Genomic DNA, 20,828 nt, shown 5'->3' on the forward strand with positions numbered 1-20,828 from the left:
CATGCTCAGGTGGTTCCGTCCCACTTTGCCGAAGGCAATCCCTCTCGAAGAGGTTCAGAAGCGCGCGCGCTTGCTCGTGGTCGACGACAATGACTTCGTCTACATGGATCTCTTTCGTCGGGACGGATACCACATCGAGCGTTGGCCATCGATTACCGACCTTTCCCAATTGACTGACGGCCGGTACACAGTCATTCTTCTCGACATCCATGGAGTGGCTGTGGAGTCGGATGCCGCCCTGCAGGGCTTGGGCATCCTGCAAGCTGTCAAGAATACGAAGCCAGGGCAAGCGGTGATTCTATATTCGTCACGCAAGCATCAGTTGTCGCATACCGGGCTGGTTCAGTTGGCGGACCGCGCTCTCGATAAGCGGCAGTCATACATCGATTTCAAGCTTGCGGTCGACGAGCTGCTGAAAAGGCAGGCGGATCCGGCTTTCTACATGGCGCAGATTCTCGCTGGGTTGGACCCTGCCGGGCAGGCGCCTGACCGGCTGCGCAGGGAGGTTGAGTGGGCGCTTGCTCGCAAGGACCCCTCTCGGCTTCGAGACGCCGCTCGAGGCGTAGGAGCCGATGCGGCGAAGATTGAACTGGCGGTCTCGTTGCTCGACCTGTACGTCTCGAGCTGGGATGCGTTCTCCTGATGGAGCAGTCTCCTTGGGCCATCTTTCCGTATCCCACGATGGCCGACGGGTCCGTTACGGACGGATCGATTCGGAGTGCACCGATGGACTGTCGTCGGTGCCGTGTCCGCGAATGCGCGGAATCGAGCAAGCCTGCCGGCGTGCTCGACCAATGTCGCTTCGGATATGGCTTCAGCCGTGTCGACGATGAACGCGTGACGATGGGGCTCATCCCGCAGCTACCCTCGCCGAACAGTAAGCTCCGCCATCGGTATCGCAACTCCCCATCGGAGAGGGTGAGAGCCGAGGAAGTTACGCGCGCGGTAGAGGCCGCCCGGGCGCTCGGCGTCGGCTTCGTCGAAAGTCTCGAGATTCAGGAAGCGGAGGCGATCCGGCAGCTCGGAACGAATCCGGCGGCTATGCACGCAGCGCTGGAGAAGCTTCGGAAAGATTTCGATCAGAACCTCTCGCAGAGTCACGACTTCCTGCAGTTGCTGAATCAGATTCGCGGCCATGCTGAGACTCTGCTCCGGCTTCGGGAGCCAACGATGGATGTTCATCACGCCGCAGAGAAACACTTCTCGGAGGGCGCGATCTACTTCGCCTCGGAGCTGATGCGCTTGAAGGTCGACGCGCTCGTTTATGTCGAGGACCCCGCGCGTGCGCTCGAGGAAACCGGACTGTTCGAGATTCACCCTCTGGTGCTGAAGTACGTCAGAATTTACGACTGGCAGGCTCGGCAGAAGGAGCTGGATCTTCGTCTTGAGGGTGAGTGCCGAGAGCGTGTTCGATACCGCAATGACGCTATCGGTGCCGTGATCCAAGGCCTTCTAGACAACATGATTAAGTACGCTCCCGCTCGGTCACGGGCGACGGTGCGCTTTGATGTCACACCGCAACGCGTCAGGATCGGGTTCTCCTCGCTCGGGCCCCGATTGATGGCTGGCGAGGATTCCAAGATCTGGCTGCCAGGGTTCCGGGGAAAGGTCGCTCGTGAGCTGGAACCGCTCGGTCAGGGCATCGGACTCGGCACCGTGCGGAGCGTGCTGGACGCGGTCAGCGGACGCGTGTCTGTTGAACAGGCTGACGATCCTGATCAACGTTTCCCCGCGCACTACTTGACTACGTTCTCAGTAGAGTTGGACGCGGTCGGGCCCTAGGTGAAGCTGCTTACTGCTGCCTTCCAGGTGCGGAGGTGACCTAGGACGAGGACTGGGACTTCTAGTCCCGCGCGATCGCGGGGCGGCGTCGCGCGAGCGGCACCGCGTCATGCGCCGAGCACGCCGTCGGGGTCGGTGACCAGCACCTCCCGGCCGTCGGCGCGCATCCGCTCGACGGCCTCGGTCAGCAGGCGACGGCCGATCGCGCTCGCCGAGACGACGCGCGTCAGGTCCAGCACGACGGGCGAGCGATCGTCGGGGAGCCCCTCGAGCTCGCGCAGCGCCGCCTCGGCCGCGGCGAAGTGCATCGTGCCCTGCAGCTGCACCTCGCGCACGCCGTCGCCGTCGGTGTCGGGCTCGACCACGCCGTAGAGCACGTGCGTCGCGACCTCGGGCGCGTGCATGAGGTGGAGGCCGAGCTCGGTCGACATGCGCGCGAACGCTCGCGCGCCACGCACGCTCGTGCCGACGTCGTCGAGCCGCGGCGAGAACGCGCCGGCGCCGATCTGGCCGGGAAGCGCCCCGAGCACGCCGCCCGCGACGCCGCTCTTCGCCGGGATGCCGACCCGGCTCATCCAGTCCCCCGCGGCGTCGTACATGCCGCACGTCGCCATGACGCTCAGCGCTTGCGTGCACGCCCAGACGGGCACGACCTGCGCGCCGGTGATCGGATTCCTGCCGCCGTTCGCGAGCGTCATCGCCATCACCGCGAGGTCGCGCACGTCGACGAGCATCGAGCACTGGCGGATGTAGCCGTCGACGGCGTCGTGCGGCTCGCCGTCGAGCTTGCCCTGCGAGTGCGACAGGTAGGCGAGCGCGAGCGTGTGGCTCGCGACCGAGCGCTCCGACTCGAACACGGCCTCGTCGATCTCGAGCTCGCGGCCGGCGAAGGCCGAGAGCCCCGCCCGGACGCGCTCGTCGCGCTCGGCCAGGGTCCACGCGGGGTCGCCGACGAGGGAGTGCGTCGTGACGGCGCCGACGTTGATCATCGGGTTGCGCGGCCGGCCGCTGGGTTCGAGCGAGATCTCATGGAAGGCGTCGCCCGAGGGCTCGACGCCGACGTGCTCGAGCACCTTCTCGAGCCCACGGTCGGCGAGCGCGAGCGCGTAGACCAGCGGCTTCGAGATCGACTGGATCGTGAAGCGGTGCTCGGCGTCGCCCGTCGCGTAGACGGTGCCGTCGGCCGTGCAGAGCGCGATCGCGAAGCGGTCGGGGTCCGCCTCGGCGAGCTCGGGGATCTCGTCGTGCAGCTCCCCGCCGTCGTCGTCGGCGCACTCGCGCAGCATCTCGTCGAGCAGCTCCGGGATGGGATTGCGCATGCTCGAGGCTAGCGATGCTCGGCTGAGGGCCATCCGTACGGCGAACCGCGGCATCCGCTGTGGCCTCGCAAGGAGAGCACCTCGATCGGTTCCGGCCGCAGCGTCTGCGCATGTATGATGCTTGCGGAGGGGAGTAGTCCCCCGGCCACGCGTCGTCATTTCGTGCTCGCCATCGGGCTCCGGCGCTTGGAGGCCTTCGGGTCTCGGACGAGACCTCCAGTTGCACCGTCAACTGGAGGACACGATGGATGTACCTTTCTATGCCTGGCTCGCCGTGCTCGCGGCGATCGTCGTCATGCTCGCGATCGATCTCTTCGCACATCGGCGGGCACACGTCATCGGCGTGCGCGAGGCGCTCGCCTGGTCGATCGTCTGGGTGCTCTCGGGCATCAGCTTCGGGATCGTCGTCTGGAACCTGTGGGGCGCCGAGCTCGGCCAGCAGTACTTCGCCGGCTACCTGATCGAGAAGTCGCTCGCGGTCGACAACGTCTTCGTCTGGGCGATCATCTTCGCCGCGTTCTCGGTGCCGCGCGAGCTCCAGCACCGAGTGCTGTTCCTCGGTGTGCTCGGCGCGCTCGTCTTCCGCGGCATCTTCATCGCGGTCGGGGCTGCGCTCATCGAGAGCTTCGCCTGGATCCTCTACGTCTTCGCCGCATTCCTCATCGTCACGGGCATCCAGATGCTGCGCACTCGCAACGAGCACGTGCACCCCGAGCGCTCGCGAGTGCTCAGGCTCTTCCGGCGCGTCGTGCCGATGACGGATGCGTACCACGGGCAGCGCTTCCTCGTGCGGAAGGCGGGAGTCGTGGTGGCGACGCCGCTGCTCGCGGTGCTCGTGCTGGTCGAGGTGACGGACATCGTCTTCGCGGTCGACTCAATCCCGGCGATCTTCGCGGTCACCTCCGAGCCGTTCCTCGTCTTCACCGCGAACGCGTTCGCGATCCTCGGGCTGCGAGCGATGTACTTCCTGCTCGCCGATCTCATCCACCGCTTCGTCTACCTCAAGGTCGGACTCTCGCTCGTGCTGATCTGGGTCGGCGCGAAGATGGCGCTGCTGGACGTGCTGTACATCCCCACGCTCGTCTCCCTCACTGTCGTCGCGCTCATCATCGGCATCTCGATCGCGGTGTCGCTCGCGGCGACGCGAGGGCAGGAGCGCCGCGCCGTCGAGACAGCGCCCGCGGGCTCCTTCCGCGTGGCGACAGCGGCTGAGCTCGCCGAGCTCGAGCCGCTGCTGAGCCGCCGCGGCGCGCGCGAGCGGAGCCGCCGGTGACTGTCGCCCACACCGTCGCGGTGCTGGTCGACGAGGCGGATGAGCGCCCGCTCGAACTCATGGCCCGCGCCCTCGCCGAGCCGCTCGACGGCCTCGTCGTGGTCGCCGCGGTGCGCCGCCTCGGCTTCACGACCGATGCGGCGCTCGCCGACCGGCACGCGCTGCGTCGCGAGGCGCTCGTCGAGCACCTCGCCGAGATGGCGCGAGAGCTCGCGCCGGCTCCACTCGCGTTGCGGCGGCGCAGCCTCGCCGCCCGCTCAGCGGCGCTGCTCCGCACCGCCCGGCGCGCCCGGCGGCTCGCGCGCGCCCTCGGGGCCACCGCGCTCGTCCACCGGGACGACACGGGCGCAGTCGTGGTCGAGCGGATCGCGGTGAGCCGGCAGCGGCCCGGTTCGACCGAGCGATCGTGAGCCGCCCGCGCGGCTCAGGTCGACGCATCCGCCCCGTCGTCGTCGACCCACTCGAGCAGGTCGCCCGGCTGGCAGCCGAGCACCCGGCACATCGCGTCGAGCGTCGAGAAGCGCACCGCCTTCGCGCGGCCGTTCTTGAGCACCGCGACGTTCGCGGGGCTCAGCCCGACGCGCTCGGCGAACTCGCCCACGCTCAGCTTGCGCTTGGCGAGCTCGACGTCGATCCGCACGACGATCGGCATCAGATCACCTCGTCGAGCTCGGCGCGGTAGCCGCTCGCCTGCTGCAGCAGTCCGCGCATGACGACCATGAGCAGCAGCGGCAGGAGCGAGAGCACGACCGGCCCGAAGAGCGCCATCGGGATGCCCGGGTCGCGGAGCTCGGGGGTGAAGAAGATCACGGCCGCGACCGTGAGCGCGCCGGCGGCGAAGAGCGCCCAACCGATCGCGAGCGCCCACACGATCGCGTCGACCCAGCGTTGGGCCTCGTGGCTGAAGATGCGGTCGCGCTGCACGAGCGTGAGCAGCCGCCAGATGCAGACGATCACCGCGAGCACCGCGATGATCACGAGCGAGAGCAAGGCCTGCGCGCCCACGCGGAACCACGGCGCCTCGTCGGCCAGTTCGCCGGGCAGCGACAGCAGCATGATCACGAGCAGCCAGGCGGCGGCGGCCGCGAGCGCCACGCGGAGGAGGAGGACGATCCATCGGGAGCGGAGCATGCGTCGAGCATGACAGCGCATCTCTCGATAGTCAATCGGATTCGATCGAAACAACGAGCGCGGTGGCCCCGCGCGCTTAGCAGGCACATTCCGGTGGGGTATATCGCGGACGCACAGCCGCCGGTGACCGCACCTCCAGGCGCGACCCCCATGGTGGAAGCAGACCACAAACCCCGAACAGGAATGAGGCACGACCATGAGCAACGGCAATCTCTCCATCGACCAGGTGCAGGGCGGCACCGTCTACGACTCGACGGGCGACAAGGTCGGCACCGTGTCGAGCGTCTACCTCGACGACGCGACGGGCCAGCCTGCGTTCGCGACGGTGAGCACCGGCTGGTTCGGCACGCGCGAGAGCTTCGTGCCGCTCCGCGACGCGACCGTCCGAGGCGGCGAGATCCACGTGCCGCACACGAAGGACAAGATCAAGGACGCTCCCAACATCGACGCAGACGCGCACGTGAGCGAGGCGGAGGAGGCAGAGCTCTTCCGCTACTACGACTACCAGGGCGGCACCGGCACCACGGGCACCGACTCCGTGGGCACGGGCTCGGCGGGCACCGGCTCGATGGGCACGGGCACCGACGCGGTCGACAGCGACCACGAGTCGATCGTCCGTCGCGAGGAGGAGCTGCACGTCGGCACCGAGCGCGTCGAGTCCGGCCGCCTGCGCATCCGCAAGCACGTCGTGACCGACCACGAGACGGTCACCGTCCCGGTCGAGCGCGAAGAGGTCGAGATCGTTCGCGAGCCGCTCGACGGCACGAGCACCGGCACCCGCGGCGACCTCGGCGACGACGAGATCGAGGTCACGCTCACCGAAGAGCGGCCGGTCGTCGACAAGCGGGTCGTCGACGCGGAGCGCATCGGCGTCGACCGCCGCACGGTCGTCGACAACGAGACCGTGCAGGCCGACGTCGCGCGCGAGGAGATCGACATCGACCGCGAGGGCGACACGCGACGCTGACGCGGAGCACGCGGAACGGCCCGCCGGCGTACGCCCGGCGGGCCGTTCCGCGCTGCGGTCGGTCAGCGCGGAGGATGGGCACATGATCGACCTCGCACCGCTGTGGGCCTTCGCGGCCGTCGCCCTGCTCGTGACCCTCACGCCGGGCGTCGACACTGCGCTCACGCTCCGCGCCGCGGCGCTCGCTCCGCGCAGGGGCTGGGGCGTCGCGATCGGCGTGCAGCTCGGCGTGCTGCTCTGGGGCACGGTGTCCGCGGCCGGGGTGAGCGCGCTGCTCGCTGCGGCGCCGGCGGTGATGGGCGCCGTGCGGCTCGCCGGCGCCGCCTACCTCATCTGGGTCGGCGGGCGCCTGCTGTGGTCGGCGCTGCGCTCGAGCGCCCGCGATGCCGCGCTGCCGCCGACGAGCGGCACGAGCTTCCTCACGGGGCTGCGGCAGGGCCTCGTGACCAACCTGCTCAACCCGAAGATCGCCGCGTTCTACCTCGCCGTGCTGCCCCAGTTCGTGCCGGCCACCGGCTCGCCGCTCGCGTGGGGCGCCGCTCTCGCCGGCATGCACGCGCTGCTCGGGCTCGTGTGGCTCGGCGCGCTCGTGCTGCTCGTCCGCACGATGCGTCGCTGGCTCGCTCGCCCGCGCGTGCAGCGGTCCATCGACGGCGTCGCGGGCGCCGCGATCACGGGCTTCGGAGTCGCCCCCGCCGCGCAGCGTTGACGCCTCGCGCAGTCGTCAGCCGGGCGTGGTTCGATCGGATGCGTGGAGGCCGTCTCGAGCGTCGAGCTGCGTCGCGAGGCGCGCGCGATCGCCGCGGCCTGGGCCTCGTTCGCGATGGGGACGGCGTTCGCGCTCGTGGCGCTGTGGGGTGAGCCGAGGCCGATCGCTGGTGAGGGCTCCGTCGCCCTGCCCGCGGCGGGCATCGTCGCGCTCGTCACCGCAGGGGCCTTCGCGCTGAGCACGCTCCTGCACCGCCGCGACGAGGCGGGCCCGATGCCGCCGTGGCAGCGCGCGGTCTCGCGCGTCTCGACGGTCGCGCTCGCCGTCGGCCTCGCCGCCGTCGCCTATCTCGGCACGCTCACGGGCGCGGAGATCCTCGCCCGCGGGCTGCAGGGGCTCGAGGCGCCGGCGATCGGCGGCGCGCTGCTGACGGGCATCGCGAGCGCCGCCGCCGGCTGGCTCGCCTTCCGCGCCGGGATCGAGCTCTCGACGCGCGACCTCGCGACGCTGCTGTTCGGGTTCCTGACGATCGGCACGGTCTTCGCTATGCTCACCGCCGCCGACCCGCGCTGGTGGGAGCGGCACTTCTCCGACCTCGGCGCGGGCAGCGGCGCCGGCTCCTGGGCGTTCAACGGCACGGTCGTGATCGCGGGGCTGCTCCTGGCGACGATCGGCTCGTACCTCGGCCGCGACCTGCACCGCTGGCTCGGCGATGCGGCGCTGCCCGGCATCGCGTGGGTCGTGGTGCTCTTCGCGCTCACCGGACTCGCGCTCGCGTGCGTCGGCCTCTTCCCCGTGCCCTCGGCGCCGCTGCTCCACAACATCGCCGCGTTCGGGGCGCTCGGCCTCTTCGGCGCCGCCGCGGGCGCCGTGATGCTCGTCATGCCGCGACCGCCCCGAGCGCTCGTGCTCACGACCGCCGGCGCCGCGGTCGCGATCGTCGTCGCGCTCCTGCTGTGGCACCCGCTCGCTGTCTACTCCGCCGCTGGGCTCGAGGCCGTGGCGGTCGGCATCGCCTTCGTGTGGCTCACGACGCTCGTGCGCACGATCGGCGCGTTCTCCCCTGACGCATCCCGCCCCTCTGCCGTGCCGCACCTGCTGCGTGCCAGGGTGGACGCGTGAGGCTGCGGTCCGTGCCGACGAACGCCCCCGCGCAGGGTCCGCGCGCCCGGCAGGAGCTGCACGCGGTGGTCGCGGCGGTCGTCGCCGGCGTCGCGACCTTCGCGCTCGGCCTCGCGCTCATGGGCGAGGGCCTGCGCCGATCGGCGGCAGCGCATCCGTCGCCCGCATCGCCGCGCTCACGACCGGCATCGCCGCGGCGCTCTCGTTCCTCGTCGCCAACCTGCGCTCGACGACGCCCGTGCCGCGCCTCGGCGGCCGCTGGAGCCGCACGGTCCGCGTCGTCAGCACCATCGCGATCACGCTCGTGTGCTTCGGCCTCGGCTACCTCGGGGCGCTCTCGGCGGGCGAGATCATGCAGGCCGGGTTCCTCGGCCTGCAGCTCGACCCGTTCGCGGGAGCCCTCGCGTGCGGCCTCGCGGGTGCCGCGGCCGCGTACCTGACGCATCCGCTCGGCCACGACATCGGCACCCGCACGCTCGGCGTGCTCGTGCCGTCGTTCCTCGTCGTCGGCGTGATCTTCTCGATGCTCACCGCCTCGCAGGAGGACTGGTGGCAACTGCACTTCTCGCAGCTCGGGGTCGGCGGCGGCATCTCGGGCTTCGCCTTCAACATGACGCTCGTGCTGTCGGGCGTGCTCGTCGCGACGATGGGCGCGTACGCGCGCGGCGACCTCGAGGCCGCGACGGGGCGCGCGAGCACCGGCTCGCGCTGGGTCGGACGGCTCATCGCCGGCATCGGCGTGTCGATGGTCTTCACCGGGCTCGTCCGCATCGACATCGCCGAGTGGCTCCACATGGTCTTCGGCTCGAGCATGGTGCTGCTCTTCTGCGTGCTCTGCACGGGCCTGCCGTGGTTCGCGCCGCGACTGCCGAAGTCCATCCACGTCGTCTCGATCGCGATGGTGGTCGCGACGATCGGTGCGCTCCTGCTGTGGGAGCCGGTCGGCTACTACAGCTTCACGGGCTTCGAGTTCGCCGCGTGCGGCTTCATCTTCGTCTGGCTCAGCGCCTTCATCAGGGCGCTCGCGGCCGTGCGGGAGGACCGGGCGGATGCGGTGGGCCGACCGGGTGCGCAGGCCGACTCGACATCGATGCCGCCAGGCGGCAAGGTGGGGTCATGAGCGAGAACGAACCGGCAGAGGCAGAGACGCCGCAGGACACGCCAGAGGGCGTCGAGAGCCCTGCGGAGGCGCAGCGCCGCAAGTTCCGCGAGGCGCTCGACAAGAAGAAGCTCGGCCACCACGGCCAGGGCATGGCACCCCAGGGCGGCGTGCAGGGCGCGCATTCCGGCCCCGCGGTGCAGAAGCGCGTGCACCGGCGCAAGAGCGGCTGATCCCGGTCGCCGCGCGTCAGTCTCGCGGGGGCGCGTCCGCCTCCGCGAGGTAGCTGAGCTGCGCCGCGGTCGACGCCTCGGCGGCGAACCGCACGTCGTCGGCGAGGTCGGCGTAGACCAGGTCGACGACGTCGCCGACCGTCGCCTCGGCGGCGCTCGCGCCGAGATCGCGCAGCGCCTGCCGCACCTGCTCGAGCCGCTCGAGCCGGTGCGCGCGGTACTGCCGCGCGATGGCCGCGACCGAGGGCAGCGGATCGCCGTGGCCCGGCAGCACCTCGAGGTCGCCGAGCTCCTCGAGCTTGTCGAGGCTCGCGAGGTACGGCGCGATCGCGCCGTCGGGGTGCATGATCACGGTGGTGCCGCGGCCGAGGATCGTGTCGCCCGTGAGCACCGCGCGGTCCGGCACGACGATGCTGACCGAGTCGTGCGTGTGGCCGGGGGTCGCGAGGATCTGCAGCTCGGCGTCGCCGACCGGGATCCACTCGCCGTCGACGAGCGGCGAGCCGCCGTGGCACTCATCGGGGTCGAGGCCGCGCAGCACCGCGCCGGTCGAGCGGGCGAGCTCGCGCGCCGACTCCGTGTGGTCGGTGTGCTTGTGGGTGACGAGGATGAGCCGCGGGGCGAGATCGACGAGCCGCTCGACGTGCTCGGCGTCGGCGGGCCCGGGGTCGACGACGATCTCGCCGCCGATCACGTAGGTGTTCGTGCCGTCGAGGGTCATCGGACCGGGGTTCGGTGCGAGGATGCGCTGGATCTCCACCATGCGACCGAGGGTAGCCCCGGCATGTCACCGGCATCTGGTGACATGGAGCCATGGATCCGCTCCTGGTCGTCGTCGCCCTGCTCGGGATGCTCCTCGCGGGCGCGCTCGGCGCGCTGCTCGGCTCGCGCGCCGGTCGCGCCCGCGCCGACGCGGAGCACGCGGCGAGCATCGGCGAGCTGCAGGTCGCGCGCAGCCGGCTCGAGCTCATCGAGGGCGAGCGCGCCCGCGAGCGCGACGTGGCCGAGCGCCGCCACGCAGCGCAGCTCGAGGAGGTGCGCGCCGAGGCGGCGCAGCGGCTCGCCGAGGAGCGCGAGCGCGGCCGCGAGGCGATCGCCGAGCTGCAGCAGGACGCGCAGCGACGAGCCGACGAGTTCGCCAAGCTCTCGAGCGCCGCGCTCGAGCGCAACTCGGCGCTCTTCCTCGAGCAGGCGGAGGAGCGCCTCCGCCGCTCGCAGAGCGAGGGCGCGGCCGAGCTCGCGAAGCGAGAGCAGGCCGTGCAGCAGCTCGTCGAGCCGCTCTCGAAGTCGCTCGAGTCGGTGCGCTCCGAGGTCACGGCGGCCGAGAAGGCGCGCGCCGAGGCGAACGCCGCGCTCGCCGAGCAGCTGCAGCTCATGCGCTCGAGCTCCGAGCGGCTCTCGACCGAGACCCGCCAGCTCGTCACGGCGCTGCGGGCGCCGCAGGTGCGGGGCCGCTGGGGCGAGCTGCAGCTGCGGCGCGTCGTCGAGGCCGCCGGCATGCTGCAGCACGTCGACTTCACCGAGCAGGCGCACCACGCCACCGACGACGGCGCGCTGCGCCCCGACATGCTCGTGCACCTGCCGGGCGACAAGCAGGTGATCGTCGACGCGAAGGTCGCCTTCGCGGGCTACCTCGAGGCGATGGAGGCGAGCGACGACGCGACGCGCGACAAGCGGCTCGATGCGCACGCGCGGCACCTCCGCGACCACATCGACCAGCTCGGCTCGAAGGCCTACTGGGAGGCGGTGCCGGGCAGCCCCGAGTTCGTCGTGATGTTCGTGCCCGCCGAGCCGTTCCTCAACGCCGCGCTCGAGCGCGACCCGACGCTCTTCGAGCGCGCCTTCGAGCGCAACGTCGTGCTCGCGACGCCCGCGACGCTCGTCGCCCTCCTCCGCACCGTCGGCTACACCTGGCGGCAGGAGCAGCTCGCCGGCGAGGCGCTGCAGGTGCTCGAAGTGGGGCGCGAGCTGCACAAGCGGCTCGGCACGATGGGCACCCACCTGACGAAGCTCGGCAGCAGCCTCAACCGCACGGTCGAGGCGTACAACGCCTTCAACGCATCCCTCGACCGCAACGTCGTGACCCAGGCCCGGCGCTTCTCGAGCCTGCAGGGACTCGAGCCCTCGCTCGAGCGCCACCCGCCGCTCGAGGTGCTCGCGGTCGCCGCGCAGAAGCCCGACGTGCACGCCGACGACGCGATCCGCGACATGGCGCGCGAGGCGGTGCGAGATGCCGCCGAAGCGGGGCCCTCGGCGGTAGCGTGAGCGCGTGACCGAGATCCCCGTCGCCGCGACCCTCGTACTGGTGCGCGACGGGCACGCCGGCGCCATCGAGGTGCTGATGCTGCAGCGGCCCGACCGCGGCTCCTTCCCCGGCGGCTGGGTCTTCCCCGGCGGCCGCGTCGAGCCGGTCGACGAGGCGGCCGACGAGGAGACCACGGCGCGGAACGCCGCGGTGCGCGAGACGGCCGAGGAGAGCGCGCTCGTCGTCGACCCCGCGGCGCTCGTGCCGCTGTCGCAGTGGATCCCGCCCGAGCAGCTCGCGACGAAGTTCCACACCTGGTTCTTCGTCGCCCGGGCTCCCGAGGGCGAGCTGCGCCTGCAGCAGGCCGAGGCGATCGACGCGACCTGGATCCGACCGGCGGATGCGCTCAAGCGGCACGGGAAGGGCGACCTGCGATTGTTCCCGCCCACGTGGGTGACGCTCGACACCCTGCTGCCGTTCCCGACCGTCGACGCGGCGCTCACGGCGATCGCCGCCCGCGAGCCGCAGCGCTACGCGACGAAGCAGGACCCCGCTCGGGCGCTCGCGCTCTGGGAGGGCGACGAGGCGTACGACGGGAGTGCCGACTCCGAGGAGGGTCCGCGACATCGGCTGCACGTCGGGGCGCTGCCCTGGCGGTTCGAGCACCGCTGATCTCGACACGGCCGACGTCGTCGGCCGACTCGATCGCCGGGGAGCGCGTCTTGAGCAGATGCTAAGCCGGGCGAACTATGAGCCGTGGTTGTAGCATCGGCTCATGAGTGAGGCAGTGCGCGATGACGATCGCGCCCTCGTCGATCCCCGCCGCCTCGACGCATCAGCTCTGCTCGTGCGCGAGCAGGGTCTCAGCGGCGCGGAGGTCGATGAGATCACCGACCTCTTCCACGCGCTGCGCCGATGGCATCGCACGTCGGCCGCACACAGCGAGGCGAGCCGCCGCTACATGAGGCTCGGCGAGAACGACATGCGCGCGATCCGCTACGTGATGTCGGCCGGCCGCGACGGCGGGATCGTCACCTCCACGATGATCGCCGAGCACCTCGGGATCACGGGGCCGTCGGTGACGAAGCTGCTCGATCGCCTCGAGCACGCCGGCCACATCCGTCGCGAGCGGCATCCGCGCGACCGCCGCTCGCTCTCGATCGTCGTGACCGACGAGACCCGCGCGCAGGCGACGGCGTCGGTCGGCGCCGATCACGCGCGGCGCTACGCCGTCGCCGCGGCGCTCTCGCCCGAGGAGCGGCGGGCGGCGACGAAGTTCCTGAGCATGCTCGCCGACCTCCCGGTCGCCGAGCACCTCGCCACCGAGGCGGATGCGGCGGCGCGGCCCGCGCACGGAGCGGACTAGGGTCGCTCCCACTCCGCGACCGAGCCCGGCTCGACCGTGAAGAGCGGATGCGGGACCGGGCGTCGGGCGTATCGGAGCCGCTCGGGCGTGCGGCGCGCGAGCTTCGCCCGCAGGTGCGCCCATTCGTACTCGAGCTGGCCGTCGGTGACGACCATCCGCGGCGCCGGTCCCGGCACGTCGATGCGCGAGCGGTCGAAGCGGTAGCCGCGCGCCTCCGCGGCGTCGGCGACGCCGACGAGGTAGGCGCCGATCGCGGCGATGGGATCGGGCTGCTCGCGGAAGCGCTGCAGCTGCGGGTGCCGCGTGTAGCCGCGCGTGCGGCCGGCGAGCACCGCTTGCGCGAGGAGGGCCTCGCGCCAGCACGCGGTGAGCCCCGGCCGATCGAGGAGCCCGGGGTGGAGCGACCAGATCCTCACGAGCCCGCCGCCTCCGCGGCCGCGACGATGCGGCTCGCCATGACCTCGAAGATCACCTGGTGCGCGGGCACGAGCGACCACCAGTAGAGGCGGCCGCTCAGCCCGCTCGGCAGGAACACGGCGCGCTGGCGGTAGTGCGCGCCGCTGCCCCGCGGGGTGACCTCGAGCTCGAGCCAGGCGCGCCCGGGCACGCGCATCTCGGCACGCAGCCGCAGCAGGCGCCCGCGCTCGATGCGCTCGACGCGCCACCAGTCGACGACGTCGCCCTCGCGGAGCGCGTCCGGGTCGCGCCGCCCGCGGCGCAGCCCGACGCCCCCGACCAGGCGGTCGGCGAGGCCGCGGATGCTCCACAGCAGCGGCACCGAGTACCAGCCGCGGTCGCCCCCGATCGACTCCAGGACGCGCCAGACCGCCTCGGGAGACGCATCCGTCGACCGCTCGCGCGCATCTTCGAAGACCGTCGATCCCGACCAGCTCGGATCGCTCGGCAGCGGATCGGACGGGGCGCCCGCGGGGCTCGCCGAGCGCCAGCTCGACTCGATGTCGCCCGAGCGCTCCCGCGCGAGCGCGAGCCGCACGGCTTGGCGATAGCCCGTGAGCCCCGCCGCGGGTGGAGGGATGACCGCGTCGATCCGGCGCTCCTCGACGACGCAGTCGTGCAGCAGGGAGCCGATGAGGGGCACGGCGATCGCCCGGGGCACAGGCGTGACGAGGTTGACCCACTGCGAAGCGAGCCACGGCGTGAGCACCGGCAGCGGCGCGATCGGCCGCTGCGGCAGGCCCGCCTCGAGCGCGTAGCCGTTCATCACCTGACCGTAGCGCAGCACGTCCGGGCCGCCGATGTCGAAGGCGCCGTGCACCTCGCTCGGCACGGTCGCAGCGCGCACGAGGTAGTGCAGCACGTCGCGCACCGCGATCGGCTGCACGAAGTTGCGCACCCAGCGCGGCGCCGGCATGTACGGCAGCACCTCGGTGAGGTGGCGGATCATCTCGAAGGAGGCAGAGCCGGATCCGATCACGATGCCCGCCTCGAGCACGATCGTCGGCACCCCCGAGGCGAGCAGCGCCTCCCCCACCGCGACGCGCGAGGCGAGGTGCTTCGAGAGCCGCTCGCCCTCCGGGTGGAGGCCCGAGAGGTAGACGATGCGCCCGACTCCCGCGGCCCGCGCCGCGGCCGCGACGTTCCGCGCCTGCGCGAGCTCCGCCGCCTCGAAGTCGCCGCCCGCGCTCATCGCGTGCACGAGGTGGAAGACGACCTCCTGCCCCGCGAACGCCGCCGCGAGGGTCGACGGGTCCTCGAGGTCGCCGCGCACGACCTCGACCTCGGCTGCCCAGGATGCGTCGGCGAGTCGGCGGGGATCCCGCGCGAGCGCGCGGACCCGGTGCCCAGCGAGGGCGAGCCGCGGGATGAGGCGCCCGCCGACGTAGCCGGTCGCCCCGGTGACGAGCACCGAGCGGCGCTCCGACGCCGGCAGCCGCTCGACCGGCGGCTCGGGCGGGACTCCGCCCGCGTGCTCGCGCGCGGTCATCGGGCGAGCATCCCCCACGCGATGCACAGCATCGTGACGAGGAACCCGCAGCCGTAGTTGACCCAGAGGAAGCGGCGCCAGCCGCGGTTCGCCGCGGCGCTCGACGCGTCGGTGATGCGCCAGAACGGCGCCGCGAGCGCGATGTACGGCACGGCGACGAGCGCCCCGAGCGAGGCGGGCCACGGCGCGAGCAGCATGAGCGCCCCCGCGAGCGCCCACAGCGCGATCGCGAGCCGCACGGTCGCGCGGGCGCCGAGCACGGTCGCGACCGACGCGATGCCGCCCTCGCGGTCGGGCACGACATCCTGCACGGCGCCGAAGGCGTGGCTCGCCATGCCCCAGGAGAAGAACGCGACGAGGATCGCGACGAGCTGCGGCGTCCATTCGGTGCCCGCGAGCACGAGGCCGTAGACGGCAGGGCTCACGAAGTGGGTGCTCGAGGTGATCGAGTCGAGCACCGGCACCTCCTTGAAGCGCAGGCCCCGCGCGGAGTAGGCGACGACCGCGAACAGGCTCACCGCGAGCACCGCCCACGACGCCGGGTCGCCCATCGCCACGAGCGCGACCACGAACGGCAGCGCGAGCCCGACCGACCACGCGAGCGTCGCGCGGTGCGTCTCCGGCGGCAGCAGCGCGCCCTCGACGCCGCCCTTCCGCGGGTTCTTCGCATCGGATGCGTAGTCGAAGACGTCGTTGATGCCGTACATCGCGAGGTTGTACGGCACGAGGAAGAAGAGGGTGCCGATGATCGTGCGGACGTCGACCGTGCCGGTCGTGAGCACCATCGCGGCGGCGAACGGGAAGGCCGTGTTGATCCAGCTCACGGGGCGGGAGGCCAGCAGCAGCCGGCGGGCGAGGCCGGGGCCGGTGACCGCGCCCTGGGCGACCTCACGCATCCGTCGCCTCCGACGCGGGCGCGGCAGGCGCGCCGTCGCGGCCGCGCGCGACCCGGCTCGGCAGCAGCGTCCAGATCGCGGCGGCCAGCAGCACGGCGATGAGCGCGTAGCCGAGGTCCTCGACCGGGGCGAGGCCGACGCGCGGCCCGAGGAGCTTCCCGTCGTCGTAGCGGAAGAGGTCGGCCGCGATCATGAGCGAGTCGAACACGATCGTGAGCGCGAGCACGATGGCCGCGGCGATCGCGAGCGCTCCCCAGCGGCGGCGATCCCGGCGCAGCGCGAGCACCGCCGCGACGATCGAGGCGGCCAGCAGCGGCGCGAGCACGAGAATGTAGCTCACGCGTGCTCCTCGGCCCTGGCGCGGCGGCTCGCGAGCAGCCGCTCGCCTGCCGCGAAGGCGACGAGCGAGACGTAGGCGAGGAACGTGATGAAGAAGAGCTCCTCGATCGGCAGGTGCGGGAGCACCTCGAAGCCCGTCATCCAGGGCGAGGCGCCGAGCCGGAAGTTGCCGGTCGCGATGCACGCGAGGTCGGTGATGAGCAGCACCGCGGCGGTGCCGGCGATCGCGCCGAGCGCGCGCAGCGGGTCGGCGAAGAGCGCGAGCCGCCAGCGCGCGTCGAGGAGGCCGACGCACACGCCCGAGACGACGATCGCGGCGAGGTAGACGAAGCTCACCGCGACTGCCCCGCTCGCTCGGGCTCGAGCGGCTGCAGCGGGCCGGTCGAGCGGTCGCCGCGCACGTGCTTGACGACGAGCTCGGCCGAGATGAGGCACATCGGCACGCCGATGCCGGGCACGGTCGTCGAGCCGGCCAGCAGGAGGTCGCGCACCGCCGGGTGCTTCGTCGAGCCGCGCAGGAACGCCGACTGGCGGAGCGTGTGCGCGGGACCGAGCGCGGTGCCGCGCCACGCGTCGAGGTCGACCGCGAAGTCGGCGGGCCCGACCGTGCGGCGGGTCACGACGCGCTCGGCGAGCCGCTCGATGCCCGCCCACTCGGCGATCTGCGCGATCGCCCGATCGGCGATCGCCTCGACCGCCGCGTCGCCGGCGCCGTCGATGCCGCCGCGGCCGAGCCGCGGGTCGGCCGGCACCGGCACGAGCACGAAGAGCGCCTCGTGGCCGACGGGCGCGACCGAGGGGTCGGTCGCGGATGTCCGGCTGACGTAGAGCGAGGCGGGGTCGGTGACGCCGTCGGCCGGGTCGGCGGCGGGCGGGCCGAAGATGCGCCCGAAGCCGTCCTCCCAGTCGCGCGTGAAGAGGAGCGTGTGGTGCTCGAGCTCGGGCAGCTCGCCCTCGACGCCGAGCATGACGAGCACGGCCGACGGGCCCGCGACGCGCTTCGCCCAGCGGCGGCGGCCGCGCGCCGCGACGCCCGGCACGTGCGCGAGCAGCTTCGTGTCGGTCGCGTGGCCGTCGGCGGCCGAGACCACCAGGTCGGCGTCGATGCGCTCGCCGGTCTCGAGCAGCACGCCGCGCGCGGCGCCCTGCTCGACGACGATCCGGCGCACGCGAGCACCGGTGCGCAGCTCGGCGCCCGCCTCGCGCGCGAGCCGCGCCATCGCGTCGACGAGCACGCCGAAGCCGCCCTGCGGGTACCAGACGCCCTCGACGAGGTCGAAGTGGCTCATGAGGTGGTACATCGAGGGCGCCGACCTCGGCTCGGTGCCCAGGAACACCGCGGGGTAGCCGAGCGCCTGCCGCAGCCGCAGGTCGCGGAACGAGCGCGCGACGCGCGCGTGCAGCGTCTCGACGAGCAGCCGCGCGAGCGTCGGCACGCGGGTGCCGACGCCGAGTCCGGCGAACGCGCTCGGCGAGTCGAAGCGGTTCGAGAGCAGCCCCGAGGTGGCGAGCTCGGCGGTCTCGCTGGCCGAGCGGAGGTAGCGCCGCAGCTGCTCCCCCGCCCCGGGCTCGATGCGGTCGAAGGCCGCAACCGTCGCGTCGAGGTCGCCGGACACCTCGAGCGGCTCGTCGACGCCCTCGTAGAGCACCTTGTAGGCCGGGTCGAGGCGCACGATGTCGGCCTCCGCCTCGAGGCTCGACCCGAGCATCCGGAACGCGTGCTCGTAGGGCTCGCGCATGAGCATCCAGGAGGGGCCGGTGTCGAACGTGAAGCCCTTCGAGCGCCAGGTGCCGGCGCGGCCGCCGAGCGCCGCGCCCTGCTCGACGAGCACGACCTCATGGCCGTCGCGCGCGAGCAGGCCCGCGCTCGCGAGACCCGCGACGCCACCGCCGATCACGACGATGCGGCTCATCGGGCCGGCTCCAGCCGCGCCTCGCGCGAGCCGGTCGCGCGCGCGACGCTCGCGCCGAGCGCGGCCCGGGCGACGATCGCGGCCTTCTCGGTGCTCGGCACGCTGATGCGGCGGCGCGGGAGCTCGTCGGCGGGGGTCGCGCGGATGCGCCTGGCGAGCGCCGCGAAGAGGCCGTGCGCGGCGAGCACGGCCGGTCGGGCGTCGCGCGGCAGCAGCGGCACGGTGTCGCGCGCGATGCGCAGCTCGCCCTCGAGCCGGTCGAGCACGCGGCCGACCGCCTCCGCCGTCGGGTGCGCCGGGTCGACGCCGGGCAGGTAGGCGCGGCCGAGGCCGTCGGCGTCGGCGCCGATGTCGCGCAGGAAGTTCACGACCTGGAAGGCGGAGCCGAGCGCGCGGGCGCCGCGGTCGACGCGCCGGGCCTCGGCGTCGGGCAGCCGCCGGCCGCCGAGGAAGCAGCGCACGCACATCAGGCCGACGACCTCGGCGGAGCCGTAGACGTAGCTGCGCAGCTCGCGCTCGTCGCGGAACGCGACCGGCTCGAGGTCGCGCCGCATGGCCGCGAAGAACGGGGCGGTCTGGTCGGCGGTGATGCCGACGCGGCGGGCCGTCTCGGCGAACGCGTGCACGACGAGGTCGGCGCTGAAGCCGGTCGCCACCGCGCGTTCGACCTCCCGCTCGAGCGCGTCGAGCACCTCGCGGCACGAGCGGGAGTCGAGGCCCGACTCGGCGCCGGGCCCGTCGACGATCTCGTCGGCGACGCGCACGAGCGCGTAGACGCTCGCGATGTCGCCACGCATGACGGGCGGCAGCAGCCGGCTCGCGAGCGCGAACGACGTCGAGTACGCCTCGATGACCGTCGCGCTCGCGCGCCGGGCGGTGCGGGTGTAGAGGTCGAGGCCCGTCATCGTCCCCGCTCCACGCAGCGGGCGAGGATCTGCAGCAGGTCGTCGCGCACCGGCTGCTCGACCGGGGCAGCGGCGAGCAGCGCGCGCACCTCGTCGGCTCCTTCGGCGATGCGGCGCTCGACCTCGCCGAGCGCACCGCTGCCGCGCATGACGTGCCGCACGCGCGCAGCCGCGCCCTCGTCGGCACCCGGGTCGCCGTAGTGGTGCGCGACGCTCGCCCAGGCTGCGTCGCGGCTCGCGAGCGCCGACAGCAGGGTCGGGGCACCGGCGCGGATGTCGCTCAGGACGCTCTTGCCGGTGGCCGCCTCGTCGCCGAAGACGCCGAGCACGTCGTCGCGCAGCTGGTAGACGACGCCCATGCGCAGGCCGATGTCGCCGAGTGCGGCGATCGTCGCCTCGTCGCGGCCGCCGAGCACGGCGCCGAGCTCGAGCGGGGCGCGGAAGGAGTAGTCGGCGGTCTTGCCCTCGAGGATGCGGTCGATCGCGGCGCGATCGGGCGTCGCGCCGGCGAGCAGGACGTCGTCGTGCTCCCCCTCCGCAGCGCGCACCATCGCCCGCGTGACGATGCCGAGCACGCGGGCGCGCACCGCGGCGGGCGCGTCGAGCGACCCGAGCGAGGCGATGGCCCGCACGAGCAGCGCGTCGCCCGTGACGATCGCGGCGGTGAGGCCGAGCCGCTCGGCCCGCGTGGGCGCGAGGCCCGCCTCGGCGGCGAGGTCGCGCGCCTCGCGCGCGACCGACGGCTCGCCGCGGCGCTCCTCGTCGCCGTCGATGACGTCGTCGTGCACGAGCAGCGCGGCGTGCAGCAGCTCGATCGCCGCCGCGACGGCGACGACGGCCTCGCGATCGGCGCTCCGGCCGGCCGCCGCCATCACGAGGCGCGGGCGGAGGAGCTTGCCGCCGACCGCGGCGCGGGCCGCAGCGGCCTGCACGGGGTGCGGACCGGTCGGCGCGGCGAGCTGCGCGATGCGCCGCTCGACCTCGGCGAGCAGCGTCGGCGCGTCGACGGCGGTCACGACGCACCCGCGAGCGCGTGCAGCTGCTCCGCCTGCAGCACGAGCCAGGGGCTGAAGGCCCACGGCGTGGCGAGCACGCCCGTGCGGAGGTCGTCGGGATCGACCCACTGCCACTCGGCGACCTCGCTGGGCTCGGGCTCGAGCGGGCCGGCAATGCGGCCGACGAAGACGGGGCAGCGCTCGTGCTCGACGATGCCGCTCGCGTCGACCGCGCGGTACTCGAAGTCGGGCAGCACGAGCCGCAGGTCGCTCGCGCTCGTGCCGAGCTCCTGCCGGAGCCGGCGCTGCACGGCGTCCTCGAACGCCTCGCCCGGCGCCGGGTGGCCGCAGCAGCTGTTCGTCCAGACGCCCGGCCACGCCTGCTTCTCGAGCGAGCGGCGCGTGATGAGCAGCCGCCCCTCGTCGTCGAGCAGGTAGCACGAGAACGCGAGGTGCAGCGGCGTCGAGTCGGTGTGCACGGTCGCCTTCGGTGCCGAGCCGATGGGCGTGCCGTCGTCGTCGAGCAGCACGACCAGCTCGTCGTCGTTGAGCGCCGGGTTCGTCATGCCCCGAGGGTAGCAAACACTTA

Annotated in this window: 25 protein-coding genes; 12 read left to right on the plus strand and 13 right to left on the minus strand. The window is 72.7% G+C overall.

Features of this window, described 5'->3' with window-relative positions; translation table 11 throughout:
- Positions 1 to 25 precede the first annotated feature (25 nt).
- Both H508_RS0102445 and H508_RS0102450 read left to right on the plus strand, forming a co-directional pair.
- Positions 26 to 643, plus strand: coding sequence for a hypothetical protein (locus H508_RS0102445; protein WP_156905961.1), 618 nt, complete (start codon positions 26 to 28; stop codon positions 641 to 643).
- 140 nt (positions 644 to 783) lie between these two features.
- On the plus strand, positions 784 to 1,782 hold the full coding sequence (locus H508_RS0102450) for a histidine kinase (RefSeq protein ID WP_156905962.1): 999 nt from the start codon (positions 784 to 786) through the stop codon (positions 1,780 to 1,782).
- A 107-nt stretch (positions 1,783 to 1,889) separates the two neighbouring features.
- On the opposite strand, the gene glsA is transcribed toward H508_RS0102450, so the two are convergent.
- The gene (glsA, locus tag H508_RS14050; RefSeq protein ID WP_051222547.1) at positions 1,890 to 3,101 is read right to left on the minus strand and encodes a glutaminase A; all 1,212 of its coding nucleotides are present in this window, start codon (positions 3,099 to 3,101) and stop codon (positions 1,890 to 1,892) included.
- A 244-nt stretch (positions 3,102 to 3,345) separates the two neighbouring features.
- Between glsA and H508_RS0102460 the strand changes: the two genes are divergently transcribed.
- Positions 3,346 to 4,374, plus strand: coding sequence for a TerC family protein (locus H508_RS0102460; RefSeq protein WP_026372898.1), 1,029 nt, complete (start codon positions 3,346 to 3,348; stop codon positions 4,372 to 4,374).
- Positions 4,371 to 4,784: a hypothetical protein gene (locus tag H508_RS0102465; protein ID WP_026372899.1), complete on the plus strand. Its 414-nt coding sequence runs from the start codon at positions 4,371 to 4,373 to the stop codon at positions 4,782 to 4,784. Before H508_RS0102460 ends, H508_RS0102465 begins: the two co-directional genes overlap by 4 nt.
- Before the next feature lie 14 nt (positions 4,785 to 4,798).
- Here H508_RS0102465 and H508_RS0102475 read toward each other — a convergent pair whose 3' ends face one another.
- Both H508_RS0102475 and H508_RS0102480 read right to left on the minus strand, forming a co-directional pair.
- On the minus strand, positions 4,799 to 5,026 hold the full coding sequence (locus H508_RS0102475) for a helix-turn-helix domain-containing protein (RefSeq protein WP_026372900.1): 228 nt from the start codon (positions 5,024 to 5,026) through the stop codon (positions 4,799 to 4,801).
- The gene (locus tag H508_RS0102480) at positions 5,026 to 5,505 is read right to left on the minus strand and encodes a DUF2975 domain-containing protein (RefSeq protein ID WP_026372901.1); all 480 of its coding nucleotides are present in this window, start codon (positions 5,503 to 5,505) and stop codon (positions 5,026 to 5,028) included. The genes H508_RS0102475 and H508_RS0102480 overlap by 1 nt, the downstream gene beginning before the upstream one ends.
- A 196-nt stretch (positions 5,506 to 5,701) precedes the next feature.
- On the opposite strand from H508_RS0102480, the gene H508_RS0102485 reads away from it, so the two are divergent.
- The 5 genes from H508_RS0102485 (at position 5,702) to H508_RS0102505 (ending at position 9,635) form a co-directional block, all read left to right on the plus strand.
- On the plus strand, positions 5,702 to 6,472 hold the full coding sequence (locus H508_RS0102485) for a DUF2382 domain-containing protein (RefSeq protein WP_026372902.1): 771 nt from the start codon (positions 5,702 to 5,704) through the stop codon (positions 6,470 to 6,472).
- An 82-nt stretch (positions 6,473 to 6,554) separates the two neighbouring features.
- Positions 6,555 to 7,181: a LysE family translocator gene (locus H508_RS0102490; RefSeq protein WP_026372903.1), complete on the plus strand. Its 627-nt coding sequence runs from the start codon at positions 6,555 to 6,557 to the stop codon at positions 7,179 to 7,181.
- Between the two features lie 42 nt (positions 7,182 to 7,223).
- The gene (locus tag H508_RS14055; RefSeq protein ID WP_156905963.1) at positions 7,224 to 8,303 is read left to right on the plus strand and encodes a DUF998 domain-containing protein; all 1,080 of its coding nucleotides are present in this window, start codon (positions 7,224 to 7,226) and stop codon (positions 8,301 to 8,303) included.
- A gap of 238 nt (positions 8,304 to 8,541) precedes the next feature.
- Positions 8,542 to 9,423: a DUF998 domain-containing protein gene (locus tag H508_RS0102500; protein WP_026372904.1), complete on the plus strand. Its 882-nt coding sequence runs from the start codon at positions 8,542 to 8,544 to the stop codon at positions 9,421 to 9,423.
- Positions 9,420 to 9,635, plus strand: a complete 216-nt coding sequence (locus H508_RS0102505; protein WP_026372905.1) for a DUF5302 domain-containing protein — start codon at positions 9,420 to 9,422, stop codon at positions 9,633 to 9,635. The genes H508_RS0102500 and H508_RS0102505 overlap by 4 nt, the downstream gene beginning before the upstream one ends.
- A 16-nt stretch (positions 9,636 to 9,651) precedes the next feature.
- Here H508_RS0102505 and H508_RS0102510 read toward each other — a convergent pair whose 3' ends face one another.
- Positions 9,652 to 10,398: an MBL fold metallo-hydrolase gene (locus H508_RS0102510; RefSeq protein ID WP_026372906.1), complete on the minus strand. Its 747-nt coding sequence runs from the start codon at positions 10,396 to 10,398 to the stop codon at positions 9,652 to 9,654.
- A gap of 50 nt (positions 10,399 to 10,448) precedes the next feature.
- Between H508_RS0102510 and H508_RS14060 the strand changes: the two genes are divergently transcribed.
- The 3 genes from H508_RS14060 (at position 10,449) to H508_RS14065 (ending at position 13,246) form a co-directional block, all read left to right on the plus strand.
- Positions 10,449 to 11,900: a DNA recombination protein RmuC gene (locus H508_RS14060; RefSeq protein ID WP_051222549.1), complete on the plus strand. Its 1,452-nt coding sequence runs from the start codon at positions 10,449 to 10,451 to the stop codon at positions 11,898 to 11,900.
- Positions 11,901 to 11,904: 4 nt separating this feature from the next.
- Entirely contained in the window at positions 11,905 to 12,552 is a 648-nt protein-coding gene (locus H508_RS0102520) for an NUDIX hydrolase (protein WP_051222551.1), read from the plus strand.
- A gap of 103 nt (positions 12,553 to 12,655) precedes the next feature.
- Complete coding sequence (locus H508_RS14065; protein WP_084154968.1) at positions 12,656 to 13,246, plus strand: MarR family winged helix-turn-helix transcriptional regulator; 591 nt, start codon at positions 12,656 to 12,658, stop codon at positions 13,244 to 13,246.
- On the opposite strand, the gene H508_RS0102530 is transcribed toward H508_RS14065, so the two are convergent.
- From H508_RS0102530 to idi, 9 genes are read right to left on the minus strand one after another with little or no spacing between them, the layout of a single operon-like run.
- Entirely contained in the window at positions 13,243 to 13,662 is a 420-nt protein-coding gene (locus H508_RS0102530) for a pyrimidine dimer DNA glycosylase/endonuclease V (protein ID WP_026372908.1), read from the minus strand. The genes H508_RS14065 and H508_RS0102530 overlap by 4 nt on opposite strands.
- Positions 13,659 to 15,191, minus strand: a complete 1,533-nt coding sequence (locus H508_RS0102535; protein WP_051222553.1) for an SDR family oxidoreductase — start codon at positions 15,189 to 15,191, stop codon at positions 13,659 to 13,661. Before H508_RS0102535 ends, H508_RS0102530 begins: the two co-directional genes overlap by 4 nt.
- The gene (locus H508_RS0102540; protein WP_026372910.1) at positions 15,188 to 16,087 is read right to left on the minus strand and encodes a prenyltransferase; all 900 of its coding nucleotides are present in this window, start codon (positions 16,085 to 16,087) and stop codon (positions 15,188 to 15,190) included. The genes H508_RS0102535 and H508_RS0102540 overlap by 4 nt, the downstream gene beginning before the upstream one ends.
- A complete protein-coding gene (locus tag H508_RS14070) occupies positions 16,080 to 16,427 on the minus strand; it encodes a lycopene cyclase domain-containing protein (RefSeq protein ID WP_051222555.1) in 348 nt (115 codons plus the stop codon). Before H508_RS14070 ends, H508_RS0102540 begins: the two co-directional genes overlap by 8 nt.
- A complete protein-coding gene (locus tag H508_RS0102550; RefSeq protein ID WP_026372911.1) occupies positions 16,424 to 16,762 on the minus strand; it encodes a hypothetical protein in 339 nt (112 codons plus the stop codon). The genes H508_RS14070 and H508_RS0102550 overlap by 4 nt, the downstream gene beginning before the upstream one ends.
- Positions 16,759 to 18,339: a phytoene desaturase family protein gene (gene crtI, locus H508_RS17500; RefSeq protein WP_026372912.1), complete on the minus strand. Its 1,581-nt coding sequence runs from the start codon at positions 18,337 to 18,339 to the stop codon at positions 16,759 to 16,761. Before crtI ends, H508_RS0102550 begins: the two co-directional genes overlap by 4 nt.
- Positions 18,336 to 19,244, minus strand: coding sequence for a phytoene/squalene synthase family protein (locus H508_RS17505; protein ID WP_035253673.1), 909 nt, complete (start codon positions 19,242 to 19,244; stop codon positions 18,336 to 18,338). The genes crtI and H508_RS17505 overlap by 4 nt, the downstream gene beginning before the upstream one ends.
- Positions 19,241 to 20,260, minus strand: coding sequence for a polyprenyl synthetase family protein (locus H508_RS14080; RefSeq protein ID WP_051222557.1), 1,020 nt, complete (start codon positions 20,258 to 20,260; stop codon positions 19,241 to 19,243). The genes H508_RS17505 and H508_RS14080 overlap by 4 nt, the downstream gene beginning before the upstream one ends.
- Positions 20,257 to 20,805 carry an isopentenyl-diphosphate Delta-isomerase gene (gene idi / locus H508_RS0102570; protein WP_026372913.1) on the minus strand — a complete coding sequence of 183 codons (549 nt, stop codon included), beginning with the start codon at positions 20,803 to 20,805 and terminating at the stop codon, positions 20,257 to 20,259. Before idi ends, H508_RS14080 begins: the two co-directional genes overlap by 4 nt.
- Between the last annotated feature and the right edge of the window lie 23 nt (positions 20,806 to 20,828).

This window comes from Agrococcus lahaulensis DSM 17612 (genome assembly GCF_000425105.1).
Taxonomy (GTDB): domain Bacteria; phylum Actinomycetota; class Actinomycetes; order Actinomycetales; family Microbacteriaceae; genus Agrococcus; species Agrococcus lahaulensis.